The organism is Oceanobacillus rekensis (assembly GCF_002153375.1).
Classification (GTDB): Bacteria; Bacillota; Bacilli; order Bacillales; family Amphibacillaceae; genus Oceanobacillus; species Oceanobacillus rekensis.
On the sequence record NZ_MTBQ01000002.1, the window covers coordinates 359,649 to 377,536 of the forward strand.

Here is a 17,888-nt window from a genome sequence, read left to right on the forward strand (position 1 = left end):
GGAGGCAACCGAATAGGGGTGTTTGCATTTGATGAATTTACTAAAGGAGGACCCCTCAGCTATGGATAAGCAAATCATTCTTCTTCCAGGTGATGGAATCGGAAAAGAAATAATGGAGTCTGCGAAACTTGTTTTAACTGCAATAGCAACGGAGTACAATCATAACTTTACGTTTCATGAACATGCAATCGGTGGAGATGCCATCGATAAATATGGCGAGCCATTACCTGAGGAGACTGTAAATGCATGTCAGCGTGCAGATGCTATTTTGCTTGGTGCAGTTGGTGGTCCAAAATGGGATTCTGTTCCTGTACATTTAAGACCTGAAAAAGGATTGCTCGGTATCCGTAAATCACTTGGGCTTTTCGCTAATTTACGACCAGTAAAGGGATTTGCATCATTGCTTCATGCTTCCCCGTTAAAGGAAGAAGTTATCAAAGACAGTGACATTATGATTATTCGTGAACTAACTGGTGGGCTTTACTTCGGTCAACCAAGTGAAAGACGAGAAAATGGCGATGTAGTAGTTGATACACTTTATTACCATCGAACAGAGATGGAGCGAATCATTGAAAAAGGTTTTGAAAGTGCAAGAATTCGTAGTAAACATCTGACATCGGTTGATAAAGCGAATGTACTTGAATCGAGCAGAATGTGGCGTGAAATTGTCAACGAGAAAGCGAAGCAATATCCCGATGTGACAGTAGAACATTTATTGGTTGATGCAGCTGCAATGAAATTAATTACACAACCAAATCAATTTGATGTAATTGTTACTGAAAATCTGTTTGGGGATATTCTAAGTGATGAAGCATCTGTTTTAACAGGTTCGTTAGGAATGCTGCCATCAGCAAGTGTTCGCACGGATGGTGTTGGTCTATATGAACCAGTCCATGGATCTGCACCAGATATAGCTGGAAAAGGCATAGCAAACCCACTTGGGATGATTTTATCAGCAGCGTTAATGCTACGTTACTCGCTTGGATTAGAAGAAGAAGCGTCTAAAATTGAAAAAGCAGTAAATGAATGTATGGAGCAAGGGTATCATACCCCTGATTTGAAAATAAAAGACGGTAAACTAGTAAGTACAAAGGAAATAACAGAGATAGTACTTGAAAATCTAAATACCAAAATGTATAGCTGATTCAAATTGCAATCTGTATGTCTAATGAGTGAGGTGTAAGAAAATGGGGAAACCAGAAACAATTATTGAGAAAATATGGAATAAACATGTTGTACACCAAGAAGCGGGTAAGCCTGATTTATTATATATTGACCAGCATTTGGTCCACGAAGTTACATCTCCACAAGCTTTCGAAGGTCTTCGTATTGCTAATAGAAAGGTTCGTCGTCCCGATTTAACCTATGCGACAATGGATCATAATGTCCCGACAAAGGATCGCCATGTTATAAAAGATGAAATTTCCAAAAAACAAATGGAAACACTAAAGAAAAACTGTGAGGACTTTGGTATTAAACTTGCCGATATGTTTCATCCGGATCAAGGTATCGTTCATGTTATTGGACCACAACTTGGACTAACACAACCAGGAAAAACCATTGTATGTGGAGACAGTCACACATCGACACATGGTGCATTTGGTGCATTGGCATTTGGTATTGGTACAAGTGAAGTAGAACATGTCTTGGCAACCCAAACTATTTGGCAGGAAAAACCGAAAACCCTAAACGTTAAAGTCGAAGGAAATCTTGGACCAGGTGTAACAGCTAAAGATTTAATCTTAGCTATTATTGGTAAATTTGGGGTACGGTTCGGTACCGGGTATGTAATGGAATTTACTGGTGAAGCAATTCGAAAGTTATCGATGGAAGGACGTATGACAATTTGCAATATGTCCATCGAGGGTGGTGCAAGAGCAGGGCTTATCAGTCCAGATCAGACAACTGTAGATTACTTGGAAGGCAGAGAATATGTTCCAAGTGGAAAAGAATTTGAAAAGGTCGCTACGGAGTGGTTGGATCTTGCAACAGATGATGGTGCTGAATACGATGAAACAGTAATTATCCATGCAGATGAAATTGAGCCACAGGTAACATGGGGAACAAATCCAGGTATGTGTGTTCCTATAGGTGGAAGTACACCAATTATCGCTGATGTAGACCATAAAGAAGATGTTAAACGAGCACTTGAATATATGGGTCTGGCAGAGAATCAGCCGATAACTTCTATTGAAATCGATCACGTGTTTATCGGTTCCTGTACGAATTCAAGATTAAGTGATTTGCAGAAGGCGGCATCGATCATTCAGGGAAGAAAAGTGAAAGATGGCGTTAAAGCAATCGTTGTACCTGGTTCATTCAGTGTTAAGCTTCAGGCAGAGAAAATTGGATTGGATCACGTATTTACCGAAGCTGGATTTGAGTGGCGCGAGTCCGGATGCAGTATGTGTCTAGGTATGAATGATGATATCGTTCCTCCTGGTGGCCGTTGTGCTTCCACCTCAAACCGTAACTTTGAAGGTAGACAGGGAAATGGTGCACGTACACATTTGGTAAGTCCAGAAATGGCTGCAGCAGCGGCAATAGAAGGGCATTTCGTTGATGTACGTCAATTTGCAGGAGTACCAAACTAGGAGGTGGCAAAACATGGAGGCAATTAAGGAACATAAAGGGTTGGTTCTTCCATTGGATCGTTCCAATATTGATACGGACCAGATTATACCAAAACAATTTCTAAAACGAATTGAACGCACTGGATTTGGACAATATTTATTTTATAATTGGAGATTTGATGATGATGGTAACCCACAGGAAGACTTTGCATTAAACCAACCGCAATATCAAAAATCTTCTATCTTAATAGCGGGAGAAAATTTCGGTTGTGGCTCGTCGAGAGAGCATGCACCATGGGCACTCGATGACTATGGTTTCAAAGTAATCATTGCACCGAGTTTTGCAGATATTTTTTATAATAATGCATTGAAAAATGGTATTATTCTTATTAAGATGGAGGAAGAACAACTTAATAAGTGGATGCTAAAAGCAGAAGAATCTTCGTTTGTCTTATCTGTGGATTTAAAAAATCAACAGATTACTGACGATACAGGAAACGTCATTGATTTTGAAATTCCCGAATATCATAAGGAAAAGCTTATGAATGGTTGGGATGATATTGCATTGACATTGTTGCAGGAAGATAAAATTACTGCATATGAAAATTTAACAAGTGTTAATTGACAGTAACCCCATTAGAACTTCTGAGTCACGAAGAAATTCTAATGGGTTTTGCTGCCAATGAAAATTCCGAAAGTTCTGGGGGCCTTTAGGTATACCCTCATAGTACTAACATATAGTAGTAAATAAGTTTTACTTTTTAAGTTCATCATTTAAAGGAGAGTGAGTTGTCTTGGGGATTGCTTAACGGGTGAGAAGGTATACCATGCAATGAAGCGACTTGCACCGATTGTTCATTGTACACCATTACTAACATCACATACGACAGATAATTTAGTAGGAAAAAATGTATATTGTAAAATGGAAAACCAGCAAAAAACGGGTGCATTCAAATTTCGTGGAGCAAGCTTTAAACTCATGCAGCTATCTGAGGAAGAACTTGCTAAGGGCGTAATAACAGCATCAGCTGGTAACCATGCACAGGGATTGGCAAATGCCGCAGCAAAGCTAGGAGTAAAAGCGACTATTTTCATGGCAGAAGGCACACCACATGCGAAAATAAATGCAACCCGCAATTATGGTGCTGAAGTTGTACTGATTGGGGAAAGCTTCCAGGAAGCATATCGTGCAGCCCTGCAACATCAGTTGGTCTCGGGTGCAGTTTTTGTCGAACCGTTTGATGATTACGATATTATGGCGGGACAAGGAACAATTGCAATGGAGATGCTCAAGCAGGAAGATAAAATCGATACCATTCTCGTACCTGTAGGTGGCGGTGGCTTGATCAGTGGGATTGCCGTAGCAGCCAAACATGTTAACCGAAAGATTAAAATAATTGGTGTCCAGGCAGAAGGAGCATCTGCAATTTACGAAAGTTATCATTCCAATACAGTAAAAAATATGTCGAAAGTTGCGACGATCGCAGAGGGAATCGCAGTGAAAGAGCCTGGGAAATTAACGATGCCGATTATTCAGGAATATGTAGATGATATGATAACCGTAAAAGATGAGGAAATTGCATCTGCAATTGTCTATATGCTGGAACGGAATAAAACATTGATTGAAGGTGCAGGTGCTGCAGCGTTGGCAGCCTTATTTACGCATAATGATCAAATAAAATCAAGATATTGTGGTGTTGTTGTCAGTGGTGGAAACTTGGATCTCGGGATGATGCCTAAAATCCAGCAGCTTGGCGGACAGACCACTGCCACAAAAGAACAGGCATATATCGCTCTTTAATCTTAGAAAATCTGGTTGTCATCAAGCTTTTGCGTGACGGCCTTAGGTGCACTTATGCAGTAAGAAAGTAGTTTCATAACTACAAGGGGGAAGTCTTCCAATTTAGTTGCTAAATTGGAAGATTTTTTTTGATTTGTTATGCCTACAATTTCATTAGATTTTTGTTTAATTATTATAATTATTAAAATCGTCCATTGTAAATTTTTGCCAAAACATATTGCTTTTCTAAAAATCTTCACCTATAATTTAACTATATATTAAGATTTGTTTACAATTTGATTTTAGACTTTACAAATTTTGTGAATGGCTATACGAATTTAAATTACAATTGTCCATGAAAACCCATGAATAGTGAATATAGCAGAGGAAGGCATAGAAGCGGGTTTTACTTACTATTTATAATCAAAGTTGCCTAAAAAATCATAAATATAATTAAAGTCTGTGCAATATCTAATAAGTAAATCCTAAAGAAGACATATTATCAATAAAATTATCAGAATATTCTGCCGTAAAGTATAATAATGTTGCTTGTAATACAGCTAGCAGTCTTTCCTGATGAAGAACAGTCCTTTACTATGTTGGAAGGCATATCATAGTCTACTAATATGTTCACCTGGGGGAATTCATTTGAGTAATAAATTATTGGAAATTAAAAACCTTACTACATCATTTCGGATTGGTGATGGTTATTACGCCGCTGTGGATGATGTAACATTGACATTAAATAAAAATGAAGTATTAGGTATTGTAGGGGAGTCGGGTTCAGGAAAAAGTGCCCTTGCTTTTTCTGTAATGGGTTTACATAATCGCGCGAAAATTGAAGGGGAAATTTTACTGAAAAATAACGATCTAGCAAAAATGCCTCATTCGAAATTGAATAAACTTCGTGGGGATGATTTAGCAATGATTTTTCAGGATCCTCTTACAGCATTAAATCCCTGATGGAGGTTGGAGATCAAATTGCCGAAACATTAATTCTTCACAAACCTGAAATGTCCAAGATGCAGCGGAAAGAACGAGTGATTGAGCTATTAAACATGGTTGGTATCCCAAGACCTGAATATGTTCATGGGCAGTTTCCACATGAACTATCTGGTGGGATGAGACAACGTGTTGTCATTGCGATTGCCATTGCAAATAAACCAGAATTATTAATTGCAGATGAACCAACAACAGCATTGGATGTTACAATCCAAGCACAAATTCTTGATCTGATCAGAAAGCTCAAGGAAGACATTCACGCTGGCATCATTTTAATTACACATGATTTGGGTGTTGTTGCAGAAATGGCTGATCGGGTTGCAGTTATGTATGCAGGACAAATCGTAGAGATTACTGATGTACATACATTGTTTGAAAACCCGCTGCATCCATATACAAAGTCATTATTGAATTCTGTTCCTGCAGAAGGACAGGACAAACTTCATGTTATCCAGGGGATTGTACCATCATTAAAGAACCTTCCACGTAAAGGATGTCGTTTTGCTGCTAGAATTCCTTGGGTTGATGAATCGGCACATGAAGAGAACCCTATATTGCATGAGGTTACACCTGGTCATTTTGTACGGTGTACCTGCCATGAACATTTTAACTTTCCTGCCGATATAAAGGAGGGGCACGCAAATGGATTTTCTTGAAATCAAGGATCTACAAGTATATTTTCCAATTAAAGGTGGGATTTTTAACCGTACAGTAGATCATATCAAAGCAGTTGATGGTGTTTCATTTAATATAGAACAAGGAAAAACATATGGACTTGTAGGTGAATCTGGGTCTGGAAAGTCGACTACAGGCAGGGCGATTATTGGGCTGGAAAATATAACTTCTGGCAACGTTTTGTTTGAAGGGAAAGATATAACATCTAGGAGAAGTAAGACGAAAGATGTAAGAAAAGATATTCAAATGATTTTCCAGGATCCTTATTCCTCCCTAAATCCAAGAAAACGTGTACTCGATGTCATTGCAGAGCCACTTCGAAACTTTGAAAAGCTATCACAACAAGAAGAAAAAAAACGGGTACAAGAATTATTGGAAATAGTAGGTTTAAGTCCAGAAACAATATTGAAATATCCACATGAATTCTCTGGTGGGCAAAGGCAACGTATAGGGGTTGCAAGAGCCATTGCATTAAAGCCGAAACTTATCATTGCAGATGAACCAGTATCTGCGCTCGATGTATCTGTTCAAGCTCAAGTTCTTAATTTCATGCAAGATATTCAAAAAGAATTGAACCTAACCTATTTATTTATCAGCCACGATCTTGGGATTGTAAAGCATATGTGTGATGATATCGCAATTATGTACAAGGGCCGTTATGTGGAACAAGGGTCAAAGGAAGATATTTTTAGTAATCCACAACACATCTATACAAAACGGCTAATTGCAGCAATTCCTGATATTAATCCTAGAAATAGAGATAAACAATTTCAATTCCGGAGTGAAGTACAGAAGGAATTTGATGAGTCTTATGATGATTATTTTGATAGTGAAGGCTTAGCTTACGGTTTACAGCATATATCAGATTCTCATTTAGTAGCATTACCGGAGAAAGGTTGATAAGTTATGTGGAAATTTATAATAAGAAGACTCATTATTACGTTTCCCCAATTAATTGTACTTAGTGTTTTGATCTTTTTAATGGCACAGGCGATGCCTGGTGATGCACTTACTGGACAGGTTGATCCGAATGTAAGTCCAGCAATCAAAGAACAGTTAAGGGAAAAGCTAGGACTGAATGATCCATGGCATATTAAATACGCTGATTGGGTAGGCGGCGTAGTTCAAGGTGATTTTGGTGACTCTTTCCGTTTTAAAATGCCGGTTACAGATTTACTGGAACAGCGAATCATTAATTCTTTTTGGCTAGCTGTCGTCACATTAATCTTTACATATATTATTGCGGTGCCTTTAGGATTACTCAGTGGCCGCTATAATGACACAATACTCGATTCCTCTATTACCGGTTATACGTATATAGGATTTGCTACACCATTATTTATTTTTGCGCTTATTATGCTTTGGATATTCGGTTATCAATTGGGATGGTTTCCTACTAGTGGGAGTGTCAGTCCGGGACTTGAGCCAGGTTCACTAGAATATATAATAAGTAAGTTTAATCACCTGTTGTTACCGGCAATTTCGATGGCATTGATACAAACGGTATCCACCGTTCAATATTTACGGAGTGAAATTGTCGACACGAAACAAAAAGAATTCATTGTTACTGCAAGAGCAAAAGGTGCATCAGAAGCTAGAGTATATAATAAACATATTTTGAGAAATTCATTACTTCCAATTGCAGCATTTTTTGGTTATGAAATAACAATGCTCATTACAGGAACAATTTTTGTCGAACAGATATTTGGTTATCCGGGTATGGGGCAGCTTTTTCTAGAGTCGATAAATTTACGTGATTACAGTGTTGTAAACGCTATCGTATTACTGTTCGGAAGTGCAGCAATATTAGGAGCATTATTATCCGATATTATTTTAAGTATCATTGACCCACGGATCCGTATTAAATAAGAATTAAGATTGACTCTGAGGTGATAAAAATGGAAATGAATACTATGAATATGGAGAATGAAAGTCAAGATCCGAATAAGAGTCCTTCTGGCTTACGAATTTTGTGGAAAGAAATTGTCAGGGATAAGCTCGCACTTTTCTCACTACTGTTATTAGTAGTCATTATAATTTTTGTGTATGGTATTTCACTTATTTTGGATCAAGATGAAATTGTTACCGTTGATTTGTTTGCAATTCATGAAGCCCCATCAGAGGAATTTATCCTTGGAACAGATTATGGTGGTCGTGATGTCTTTGGTCAGTTAATCATTGGAACAAGGAATTCTCTTTCCATTGGAATCCTGGTTACTTTAATTAGTGGTGTATTTGGTATTGCGTTTGGATTAATTGCTGGTTTTTTTGGAGGGCATACGGATAATTCCATGATGCGTGTATTAGATTTCTTTCAAATATTACCATTCACCATGTTAGTAATTGTCTTTATATCCATTGTACCAAGCTATACGATTCTGGCATTTTCCTTAATCATGGCAGCTTTTAGTTGGATGGGGATAGCTCGACTAATTAGATCGAAAGCATTACAAGAAAAGGAATTGGACTATGTGCAGGCATCTAAAACTTTAGGTACATCAAATATGAAGATTATTTTTAGAGAAGTGATGCCGAATATCAGTTCATTAATTATTGTTACGATGACATTGAATCTTGCTGCCAATATCGGACTGGAATCCGGACTTTCATTTCTTGGATTTGGTTTTCCGGAAAACACACCAAGTCTTGGTACATTATTAAGCTATGCCACAAATCCACAAACACTTGAGTATAGATGGTGGATTTGGTTGCCAGCTGCAATATTGATTTTAGTGTTAATGCTTTCAGTTAGAAATGTTGGAGAAGCTTTACGACGTGCTACAGACGCAAGACAAAGAAGAGGATAAAGCTGTATGGTGCTCTTAAGGAGGTGAGTAATACATATAGAGGTAAGTATTTAGACATGTTACTTTCATCAATGTTTGAGATTGATGTTTAGTATATAAAGTCAGTCAGGAAGTCTATGACTGATGGAAAAAGATAAAAAAAGGGGAGGTTACAAGTATGAAGAAAGCTAGTTTTAGTAAATGGCTTTTAGCTCTAATGCTCGTATTATTGCTTGTATTAGCAGCATGTAGTGGGGATTCTGATGAAGATACTGGCGATTCAGGTGCTACAGAAGATGAAGGCACAGAAGCGGAAACTGAAGAGGAGGACCCAGCTGAAGATGGCTTGTATTCAATCGATGACTTTGAGGTCGATAAAATGAATGCCGGTGAGGCGATTGAAGGTGGTACGCTAAACTATGGTTTAGTATCTGATACTGTTTTTGAAGGTATTTTAAACCGAGTATTTTATGAAGGTAACCCAGACTTTGAAGTATTAAAATTCTTTGATGAAGATTTACTTGCAATTGATAATAACTTCAACTATACCCAAGACGGGGCAGCACAATGGGAATTGACTGAAAATGAAGATGGGACTGTTACAGTTACAATAAGTATTCGTGATAATGTAAACTGGCATGATGGTGAACCAGTAAAAGCAGAAGACTTGGCATTCGCTTATGAAGTGATTGGCAGCCCGGAATATACTGGTCTACGTTCCTACTATATTGAAGATGTAGTAGGAATGACCGAATATAATGCAGGTGAAGCAGATACAATCTCTGGTCTTGAAATTGAAGATGAAAAAACTCTTAATATTACATTTAATACAGCAAATCCTTCCCTTTTAGCAAGTGGTATATGGGCCTCTCCAATGCCAAAACATATTTTCCAAGATATGGATATAGCTGATATGCCAGAATCTGATGAAGTACGTGTTAACCCAATTGGATTTGGACCTTTTAAAGTTGAAACAATAACACCAGGTGAGTCTGTAACTTACACTGCAAACGAAGATTACTGGCAAGGCGCACCGAAACTTGATGGAATTACATTAAAAGTTGTTGATCCAACTGTTGTAGCGCAAGCACTGGAAACTGGTGAAATTGATTTAGTGGATAGTTTCCCAACAGACCAGTTCCCAGATGTTGAGGAAAAATTAACGAATGTTGAATTTTTGGGGAAAATTGATGAAGCTTATACGTATATCGGTTTTAAACTAGGTAATTGGGTACCTAATGATCCAGAAAATCCAGAGGGTGCTGGTGAAGTAGTTCCAGATCCAGATGCGAAAATGGCTGATGTTAACCTACGTCGTGCTATGTGGTATGCAGTGGATAATGATTCTGTAGGTGAACAATTTTACAACGGACTTCGTTGGGCAGGAACTACATTAATTATTCCGGCATTCCCTGATTATTATGACGATACAGTTGAAGCTCCATCCTATGATCTTGATGAAGCTAACCGGATTTTGGATGAAGCTGGATACGAAGATGTCGATGGTGATGGCATACGTGAGAATCCTGAAGGAGAAGAATTAACAATTGGCTTTGCGTCCATGTCAGGTGGAGATACTGCAGAACCAATCGCAAATTACTATATCCAAGCATGGGCTAAAGCGGGTCTTAAGGTTGAACTTGTAGATGGCCGTCTAATGGAATTCAATTCTTTCTATGATAGAGTTGAAGCTGATGATGATGCAATTGATATTTATCAAGGTGCATGGGGTACCGGTACTGACGTAGATCAAAATGGTTTATACGGACGTACTGCAGCATATAATTATTCACGTTATGCAAGTGAGGAAAATGATGAACTTCTAGCAGCAGGTGCATCCCCAGAATCAATGGATATTGAATATCGTAAGGATATCTATAAACAATGGCAAGAGCTAATGGTAGAAGAAATCCCTGTATTCCCAACATTGTACCGTTCGAAGCTAGTATCAGCTAACGAACGTGTTACAGACTATTCAATCCAACCTTCATGGAATGAAAAATGGCATGAAGTTGGCGTAACACAAGAAGAACCGGTTTTACCTTAATAATTATCACTGTAAAAAACCCGCTTTATAGCGGGTTTTTTGTTGCCTGTGATTCTCTGAACTTTGTCGAATGATAGGAATACGTTATAATCATTAATAGATAAGGGAGGATGAGTTCAAATGTTGAATGAACAAGATCGCATGAAAAAAGCGGTTGGAGAAGAAGCAGCTACATTAGTAGAAGATGGCATGAAAGTTGGATTGGGATCAGGTTCAACTGTTTATTGGATGATTCGCAAACTTGGAGAACTAGTGAAGACTGGTTTAAAAATAGAAGGCATTCCATCTTCTAATCAAACAGCACAATGGGCAAATGAATTTGGTGTTCCATTGACAGACTTCTCAAAAGTTAAAGAGCTTGATATAACGATTGACGGAGCAGATGAAGTGGATGAAAATCTGCATTTAATCAAGGGTGGCGGGGCGGCCTTATTTAGAGAAAAAGTCATTGCACAGGCAGCAAGAGAGTTTATTATCATTGTTGATTCCTCCAAAATCGTAACGAATTTAGGTGAATTTCCTTTACCTGTTGAAGTCCTTCCATTTTCTTGGGAGCGAACCGCTAATGAAATATCAAAACTTGGTTGTACACCGAAAATCAGAAAAAAAGATGCAGAAATTCTGATAACGGATAATGGAAACTATTTACTTGATTGTCCATTTGATACGATTTCCGATCCAGCAAAATTAAATGAAGCAATAAATAAAATTATTGGTGTTATTGAAACAGGATTATTTATCGGAATGGCAAATAAAATCATTGTTGGTGATGGTGAAACTATAAATATCATAGAATAGCTCACATCGACAATAGATGAAATGCGGGGAGTGACAGGCACTAGCCTGGACCGGTATGATGAGAGAGGGAGGATTTTACATATGAAGTATTTTGCTGCGTTATCACCGATGTTGGATGAAGGAAAGAGCCAAAAGTATCGTCCAGATCATTTGGATTATTTAAAAGAAAAAGAGAATGAAGGTAAAGTCTTTGCGAAAGGTCGTTTTACGGATGGGACTGGCGGCCTAGTGATTTATATGGCAGAGAACTTAGAAGAAGCGGAAGCAATCGTTAAAAATGACCCATATGTTGTTAAAGGTGCAAGAGATTATGAAATTCATGAATGGGTTATGACAACGGATGCAGTACTACCTGAAAAATAATCGATAAGTTTGTGGGGAAAGTTATGAAATAGCAGGAGAAATAAGTGACCAAATTGCATAATGATTTGGTCTTTTTTATTCCTTTTACACAAAAGGATTGGTTGATATAAAAAATATAACAACATCGCATTTAGTAAATGGAACTTTAAATCACACAACGATAACAACTATTTTATTATTATAACGAAGTAACTCAATGTAGGGTGGCAATAATGATGAGTGATTCATTAAATTCATATGTTCAAGAACTTGTTAATATATATTTAAAACATACTGATGTAGAATTTGCTAAATGGTCTAAAAACTATTTAAGAAACCAATTCGACTTTTTGGGTATTCGAACGCCAATTCGTCGAAAATTAACGAAACAATTTATAAAAGAAAACGGATTACCTCAAAAAAAAGAACTGAAAGATGTCATTTTTATGCTCTGGGATCTTCCAGAGCGTGAGTATCAAAAAGCAGCCCTTGATATTCTTGAAAAGGCAAAAAAGGAATTAACCAAGGATGATCTACCCTGGCTATCCAGTTTGATTGTGAAAAAGTCGTGGTGGGATACGATAGATGTACTTTCCCCTCATATTATGGGATATATGTTTTCTAATAATGATGAACTTATTCATTCCTTTGCTGATAAATGGATCGAGGATGAGAATATTTGGTTACAAAGGTCAGCATTATTGTATCAGCTAAACTACAAAGATGAAACAGATGAGGAGCGACTATTCCGATACATTTTAAGGCGAGCAAATAGTGATGAATTCTTTGTCCAAAAGGCAATTGGATGGATACTGCGTGAATATGCTAAAACTCGCCCAGAGAGCGTAAAAACATTTGTTGCTAACCATTACTTAAAACCACTTAGTAAGCGTGAAGCTTTGAAACATCTTTAAGACATAATTATAACTTGTGCTTATTTTACTAATCTAGCGGATGGTGTTAGCCGCTCAATAAGTGCACAAGTAAAGGCAGTGGAGTTCTCCATAAAATTCCCTATGTAGTCCTGTAATACAAACTCATATGCTATAATAATGGATAAGTGCATAAGGCTTTTGTGGGTGGTGGCTCACTCCCTTTAGAAAGGGGGTGTTGCCAATGACAGTTTATGAAACGCTCGTTTTGATGATTTCTTTTGGATCATTAATCGTTGCGCTTCTGTCATTTGACCATAAAAAATAACCACCCCAGCCTGACTTAGCTAATTAAGGTGGTTATCTTCCTTATAGTGAGTCGCCCCCTTAAAAGGGCTATTGCACTTACCGCTTGGTGTTACAGCACCAAGCGGTTTTTTATATTGTATGATTATCTATTTATAGTATACCCGATTTTTAGCAAAATGAAAACAATCATTCTAAGAATGGTTGCTATTGTATTGGGTAATTCTAGGTAATCTTCTAGAAAGTTTACATCAATTTGCAATGCCAACGGTGTTAAATCTGATTGGATAGAAGCGACGGAATTAATTGGACCTTCTGTATTAGTTATTTTTTTTCGTTATCTATTTGAATTTATTTCCTTGAAACAATCTTTTAAGAAAAACAAAGATGTACTTGATGAGTAAAGTTTGTGGATATCTCAAGCTGTTTTTTATGTTTAAAGTCGGGAATACCTAGAATAATTAAATATAATCAACAAATTACGTATAATGGATAACAAGTAATCTGAAAAGCGAGTGGAGGAGCGGACTAATGGGAGAAAAATATATACTATCAATTGATCAGGGAACGACAAGCTCAAGAGCACTTATCGTTAATCATGAAGGCAAAATAGTAGAAACAGCCCAACGTGGTTTTGAACAATTCTTCCCGCATCCGGGCTGGGTGGAGCATGATGCGAATGAAATATGGAACACTGTTCTTGCATGTATTGCTGAAGTTTTAAGGAAATCAGATATTAATCCGGATCAAATTGCCGGTATCGGAATAACGAACCAGCGTGAAACAACCGTTGTGTGGGATAAGACTACAGGGAAACCAATCTATAAAGCGATTGTCTGGCAATCACGTCAAACGGAAGGCATTTGCAAGGAATTAAGGGAAAGCGGCAAGGAAGATTTATTCCGTAGCAAAACAGGTCTGCTTATTGATCCTTATTTTTCCGGCACGAAAGTAAAATGGATTTTGGATCATATTGATGGTGCAAGAGAAAAAGCTGAGAATGGTGATCTCCTTTTTGGTACAATTGATTCCTGGCTTGTTTACAAGTTCTCTGGTGGAGAAACACATATTACCGACTATTCCAATGCTTCAAGAACATTAATGTATAATATCTATGAACTGGAATGGGATGAAGAATTGCTGGATATCCTAAACGTTCCTAAAAGCATGCTCCCAGAGGTTTGCAATTCATCGGAGATTTGCACCAATACAAAATCCTATCATTTCTTTGGCCATGAGATTCCAATAGCAGGAATTGCTGGTGACCAGCAGGCGGCACTGTTTGGTCAGGCATGCTTTGACAAAGGAATGGCAAAAAATACGTATGGTACAGGTTGCTTTATGCTGATGAATACTGGAGATGAAGGCGTTGTTTCCGAGCATGGGTTATTGACAACACTTGCCTGGGGAATCGATGGAAAAGTCGAGTATGCCCTTGAAGGCAGTATTTTTGTTGCTGGTTCTGCTGTTCAATGGCTGCGCGATGGATTAAAATTGATTGAAGATGCTCCACAAGCAGAGGATTTTGCATCGAAAGTGGATTCAACGGATGGTGTCTATATGGTTCCAGCATTTGTCGGACTTGGTACACCATATTGGGATAGTGATGCAAAAGGTGCCGTATTCGGTCTGACTCGTGGAACAACGAAAGAACATTTCATTCGTGCAACATTAGAAGCGCTGGCATATCAGACAAAAGATGTCTTAGATGCCATGATAACTGATTCAGGTATCGAGTTGAAAACGCTTCGGGTGGACGGTGGTGTTGTTAAAAATGATCTGCTCATGCAATTTCAAAGTGATATTCTCTCTGTTCCTGTTGAGCGACCAGTTGTACAAGAAACAACAGCATTAGGTTCGGCCTACTTGACAGGATTGGCTGTCGGTTATTGGAAAGATAACGAGGAAATAGCAAGGCAATGGCAGAATGAAAAAACCTTCCACCATGAAATGGAAGAAAAAAAGCGTGATCAATTGTATGCCGGCTGGCAAAAGGCTGTCGAGGCTACACGGGTTTTTAAATAAGGAAAGTTAGCCAGCAATTCCCTCACCATCTTAATTAGGGTCGTGGTGGGAATAGCTAGTAGAATAAATAGAAGAGGTTTGTGACGCATGAAAACGCAATGGAATATTTTTATAGCATTCTTTCGGGTTGGAATCCTGGGCTTTGGTGGAGGTCCGGCTTCCATCCCACTCATCCAAAAGGAAGTAGTGGACAACTATAAATGGATGGAAAATGAAGAGTTTGGCGAAATACTGGCTATTGGAAATACGTTACCGGGACCAATCGCTACAAAACTTGCTGGATATATTGGTTATCGTGTTTCGGGGTTGATTGGTATGTTTAATGCTTTAATAGCAACCGTCTTACCGACCATTTTATTAATGATTATTTTATTGACATCATTATCAAACATTCGTGAATTTGACTGGGTACAGGGGATGACCGCGGCTGTTGTTCCAGTCGTGGGAATGATGATGGCAGTTCTTACGTGGCAATTTGCAAAAAAAGCAGGGATAGGTTTCGGCTGGGGGAAAGCACTAATTATGATTTTTATTGTTTTTATTTTGCTGCAAGTCCTCCACATTCATCCTGGCATTGTTATTGTTGTGCTATTGATCCTTGCCCTAACATTACCGGTAAAAAAGAAAAACGATGATATCGGAAGTAAAGAAGGTAATAAATGATGATCTACTTTCAACTGTTTCTGGCCTTCTTTATTCCTGGGATACTGGGATACGGTGGAGGTCCAGCATCTATTCCGCTGATTGAAAATGAAGTTGTAAAAAGATATGAATGGATGACCGTTCAGGAATTTGGTGAAGTACTAGCACTTGGTAATTCCCTTCCAGGACCGATTGCAACAAAAATGGCAGGATATATTGGTTTTGAAATGGGTGGTGTGCTTGGATCATTTGTTAGTGTATTTGCAACAGTAGCACCTTCTCTAATACTCATAATTCTGGTTGGAGGCATCTTATTAAAATACAAAAAGTCGCCGAAAGTAAAGCGTCTTAGTCTTTTTGTGCAACCCGTAATTGCTATTCTGCTTGGTGTCATGGCATGGCAGTTCTTCAGCGAATCCTATGCAGGAATTGGCATTTGGCAAACGGCAATCATTGTGATTCTAAGTTATCTTCTAATTGAACGTTGGAAAATACATCCAGCTTTAATAATCGCGGGAGCATTGTTGTATGGAGGATTCTTTTTATAGGACTCAGTCCTTAACTTTTAGATTTAATCTTTTGTACAAGACTCTGTTTTGTAAGGTATATCAATAATCACTGGGAAGAAATATTAACGCAATCAAATGAAGCTTAATACCAAAAAAGCAAAGCCATATCCACAAGGCTTTGCTTTTTCTATTAGGCTGTTTTCTAGAAGAGTCAGACCGCGGTACACATCTTATTGAAAAGTATTGCAGTTTTTGCCACAATTTCTATAAACTGTGAAGTAACTGCTAGATGATAAATTTAAGTATGGGCTTTTCTCGCCGTCCGGGTGAAGTTGTAGAATGCCTTTTTAGCTATTATCAAATGTATTCATTTCAGCAACCTTCTAACCAGCACTGGGAAATATACGTAGACTCTAGCGGGAGGAAAGACATAGGTGAGACAACGTAGCGCTTTAGCGCAAGTTGGCTCACCAGCCGCCCTAAGGTGCGCGAAGTATATTTCCCAGAGCGGTCGCCGAAGGTTCTTATTTGGGGCAGTTTATCTCAACTACTAAGATTAAAGAATAAAAATATGCTCCCGGTTATTTCACCACGCCAAGCTTTTTCAACCCGTTGTATATACCTGAATCAGATACAGAAGTTGTTCGATGTTTGGCAACTTCGAAAAGGTCTGGATGGGCATTTTCCATTGCAAAACCTTCGCCTACTGCCTGAAGCATTTCTTTATCATTCAATCCATCGCCAAATGCGATTGCCTGTTCTTTAGGGATATTCAATCGCTTTAGAATCTTTTTGATTGCTTCCCCCTTATTCACGTTTTTACGGATAATATCATATGCCATTGTTGCTCCTTCGATATTCACCTGTGACATGCGAATATTATCATCAACTTCATAATGGGAGGCTTCTGCTGGTTCCAAATTCATTGCTGTAATTCCGATGATTTGGTCTGCTACCTCATCAGTGAACTGGGAGTTTTGTTTCAATTGGAATATTTCATTGAATTGCTTGACGAAAGGATTGTCGAGTGATGTGTAGTAATTTCTGTCCTTCGTATAAAGTACCAATTCATTATTTGATTTTCCAGAGATGTTTAGAAATTCTCGAACGAGTTTTTCGTCCATTGGCTCATCAATAATTGTGTCTTCCTGATAAATGGCATAGGCACCATTATAACCGATAAGTGAATCGACGTTTAATTCGTTTGCAAGGTCTTTCACTTCAATAAGTGGTCTGCCTGTTGCAATAAATACTTCCACACCGTTATTCTTTGCTTCCTGGATAGCCGTTTTCGTTGATTCGGTGTATGTATGATCGGGCATTAAAATCGTTCCATCAATATCAAGAAAAAGTACTTTGTATGTCATGTTGATCTCCTTTAATTTGTTAGTTTATATTATGTCCATTTTAGCATAGATGGGGTGTACATCACAGGAACAGGAATAGATGTAAAGAGTCCGATTACATCACCAATTAAAGAATTGTGACAGATAACCAAAAGACAGTAGTGCTTCACCCTGAGCACCACTGT

16 protein-coding genes and 1 pseudogene are annotated in these 17,888 nt (G+C 38.1%); 16 read left to right on the forward strand and 1 reads right to left on the reverse strand.

Annotated elements, in window-relative coordinates; translation table 11 throughout:
• The first annotated feature begins 61 nt into the window (after nt 1-61).
• The 16 genes and pseudogenes from leuB to BV906_RS05705 all read left to right on the forward strand — a co-directional run bounded on the left by leuB (nt 62) and on the right by BV906_RS05705 (nt 16,396).
• Nucleotides 62-1,144 carry a 3-isopropylmalate dehydrogenase gene (gene leuB / locus BV906_RS05635; protein WP_140321964.1) on the forward strand — a complete coding sequence of 361 codons (1,083 nt, stop codon included), beginning with the start codon at nt 62-64 and terminating at the stop codon, nt 1,142-1,144.
• Nucleotides 1,145-1,187: 43 nt separating this feature from the next.
• On the forward strand, nt 1,188-2,594 hold the full coding sequence (gene leuC / locus BV906_RS05640; RefSeq protein WP_087972468.1) for a 3-isopropylmalate dehydratase large subunit: 1,407 nt from the start codon (nt 1,188-1,190) through the stop codon (nt 2,592-2,594).
• 13 nt (nt 2,595-2,607) lie between these two features.
• On the forward strand, nt 2,608-3,198 hold the full coding sequence (leuD, locus tag BV906_RS05645; protein ID WP_087972469.1) for a 3-isopropylmalate dehydratase small subunit: 591 nt from the start codon (nt 2,608-2,610) through the stop codon (nt 3,196-3,198).
• 159 nt (nt 3,199-3,357) lie between these two features.
• Nucleotides 3,358-4,374 (forward strand): threonine ammonia-lyase, encoded by a 1,017-nt coding sequence (gene ilvA / locus BV906_RS05650; RefSeq protein WP_245843929.1) that lies wholly within the window; start codon nt 3,358-3,360, stop codon nt 4,372-4,374.
• A gap of 627 nt (nt 4,375-5,001) precedes the next feature.
• A pseudogene (locus BV906_RS05655) lies at nt 5,002-6,011 on the forward strand (ABC transporter ATP-binding protein).
• Entirely contained in the window at nt 5,998-6,930 is a 933-nt protein-coding gene (locus BV906_RS05660; protein WP_087972471.1) for an ABC transporter ATP-binding protein, read from the forward strand. Before BV906_RS05655 ends, BV906_RS05660 begins: the two are co-directional and overlap by 14 nt.
• A 6-nt stretch (nt 6,931-6,936) precedes the next feature.
• Entirely contained in the window at nt 6,937-7,899 is a 963-nt protein-coding gene (gene opp4B, locus BV906_RS05665) for an oligopeptide ABC transporter permease (protein ID WP_087972472.1), read from the forward strand.
• Nucleotides 7,900-7,928: 29 nt separating this feature from the next.
• A complete protein-coding gene (locus BV906_RS05670) occupies nt 7,929-8,837 on the forward strand; it encodes an ABC transporter permease (protein WP_087972473.1) in 909 nt (302 codons plus the stop codon).
• A 157-nt stretch (nt 8,838-8,994) separates the two neighbouring features.
• The gene (locus tag BV906_RS05675; protein ID WP_087972474.1) at nt 8,995-10,863 is read left to right on the forward strand and encodes an oligopeptide ABC transporter substrate-binding protein; all 1,869 of its coding nucleotides are present in this window, start codon (nt 8,995-8,997) and stop codon (nt 10,861-10,863) included.
• A 120-nt stretch (nt 10,864-10,983) separates the two neighbouring features.
• Nucleotides 10,984-11,661, forward strand: a complete 678-nt coding sequence (rpiA, locus tag BV906_RS05680; protein ID WP_087972475.1) for a ribose-5-phosphate isomerase RpiA — start codon at nt 10,984-10,986, stop codon at nt 11,659-11,661.
• 81 nt (nt 11,662-11,742) lie between these two features.
• The gene (locus tag BV906_RS05685) at nt 11,743-12,024 is read left to right on the forward strand and encodes a YciI family protein (protein ID WP_087972476.1); all 282 of its coding nucleotides are present in this window, start codon (nt 11,743-11,745) and stop codon (nt 12,022-12,024) included.
• Nucleotides 12,025-12,239: 215 nt separating this feature from the next.
• A complete protein-coding gene (locus BV906_RS05690) occupies nt 12,240-12,917 on the forward strand; it encodes a DNA alkylation repair protein (protein WP_087972477.1) in 678 nt (225 codons plus the stop codon).
• A 202-nt stretch (nt 12,918-13,119) separates the two neighbouring features.
• On the forward strand, nt 13,120-13,203 hold the full coding sequence (locus BV906_RS20230) for a putative holin-like toxin (protein WP_425435180.1): 84 nt from the start codon (nt 13,120-13,122) through the stop codon (nt 13,201-13,203).
• Nucleotides 13,204-13,712: 509 nt separating this feature from the next.
• Nucleotides 13,713-15,206, forward strand: a complete 1,494-nt coding sequence (gene glpK / locus BV906_RS05695; RefSeq protein WP_087972478.1) for a glycerol kinase GlpK — start codon at nt 13,713-13,715, stop codon at nt 15,204-15,206.
• 87 nt (nt 15,207-15,293) lie between these two features.
• Complete coding sequence (locus tag BV906_RS05700; protein ID WP_087972479.1) at nt 15,294-15,869, forward strand: chromate transporter; 576 nt, start codon at nt 15,294-15,296, stop codon at nt 15,867-15,869.
• Nucleotides 15,869-16,396: a chromate transporter gene (locus BV906_RS05705; RefSeq protein WP_087972795.1), complete on the forward strand. Its 528-nt coding sequence runs from the start codon at nt 15,869-15,871 to the stop codon at nt 16,394-16,396. Before BV906_RS05700 ends, BV906_RS05705 begins: the two co-directional genes overlap by 1 nt.
• Before the next feature lie 542 nt (nt 16,397-16,938).
• On the opposite strand, the gene BV906_RS05710 is transcribed toward BV906_RS05705, so the two are convergent.
• Complete coding sequence (locus BV906_RS05710) at nt 16,939-17,724, reverse strand: HAD family hydrolase (protein ID WP_087972480.1); 786 nt, start codon at nt 17,722-17,724, stop codon at nt 16,939-16,941.
• Nucleotides 17,725-17,888: the final 164 nt, after the last annotated feature.